Genomic DNA, 1,343 nt, shown 5'->3' with positions numbered 1-1,343 from the left:
TACAAAACTCTAATTGGACATTTAGTGATGATGAATATAAGACAAATAATGAAATACTAGTTGAAAATGCAACCTTAAATATTAATAAAGCCACATTAGAAACTAAAAACTTTGTTAATGATAAGACATCAACAATAAATGTATTAGAAAAGTCTAAAGTAGTAGTTAACGATAAATTCACTAATAAAGGAATAGTAAGTTTCTTAAAGAATAAAAAAGAAACAGACACATTTGACATTAAAGGAAACTATAGTGGAGAAAATGGTAAACTATTAATGAGAGCATATACAGATAAGAATGAATCTGACATGCTTAAAATAGATGGTTCTGTAAATGGTAACACAGGAGTAGAACTATCATCTAATAAATCATTAATGAATAGAAGATTTAATAATAAACTAAAACTAATAGAAACAAAAGACTCAACACAAGATGCCTTTAACTTATTAAACCCAGAACATGGAGTATTTAAATATAAATTAGATTTAGAAGATAATAATTGGTATTTAACTCAAAGCTATAATAAACCAGTAATAGGCTTAATAACAAATGTAATGGAAAAGGCAAGAAGTGAATTTAACCTTAGTTATAATGACCATGATAATGAAAGTAATAAAGTATGGACAAAAGTATCAAATGTATTTAGTAAGAATGAATTTGAAGATATGAATAATAATAGTTTAGATATAAGTAGTAATATAAGTAATGTATTTATGGGATATGATATAGGAGATATAGATAATAGATATAAGTATGGAGTATTTGGTAATGTAGGATATGAATATTCAAGAGTAGAGAGTTTAAGAGGAGATAGTGGAGTATTTGGGATAGGATTATATGGTACATGGAGAAATAAACACTTTTATACAGATAGTTGGATAAATTATACATATATTCAAAATAGAATAAATCTAAAGAATGTATTTAATTATGGATTACATTCATTAAAGACATCAATAGAGTTAGGGACAAGAGGAGATATGTATATAGGAAAGAGTAGAATACATGCAAGCTTATATGAACAACTAATATTAGGTTATGTAACAGGTTATAAGGCAGATGGCTTAGAGTATATAGGTAATACAAATGTTAGGTCAAGACTTGGAACAAATATAACTATGTATACACCAATTAATATTATAAATCCATATGTAGAGTTTAATTGGAGTTATGATATTAATACATTAGGAGTAGATATAGATGGAGAGAGAGATTATAACAATAAAGATAATAATACATTTGAGTTAAAGTGGGGCTTAAGAGATATAGATATTAATAGTAATTTAAGTATGAAAGCAAATGCAGTACATAGATTTAACACTCAAGGTAATATGGGTAATGGA

At 26.1% G+C, this 1,343-nt stretch carries 1 protein-coding gene; it reads left to right on the top strand.

What is annotated here, in order from left to right; translation table 11 throughout:
• Window positions 1-1,343, top strand: a 1,343-nt coding sequence (locus BT993_RS06770; RefSeq protein WP_279625221.1) for a pertactin-like passenger domain-containing protein, incomplete at both ends; no start/stop codon positions are given.

The sequence above is a fragment of the Streptobacillus ratti genome (genome assembly GCF_001891165.1).
Taxonomy (GTDB): Bacteria; Fusobacteriota; Fusobacteriia; order Fusobacteriales; family Leptotrichiaceae; genus Streptobacillus; species Streptobacillus ratti.
Note: the sequence above shows the minus strand (reverse complement) of the source record. Positions and strands in the feature narration are given on the sequence as shown.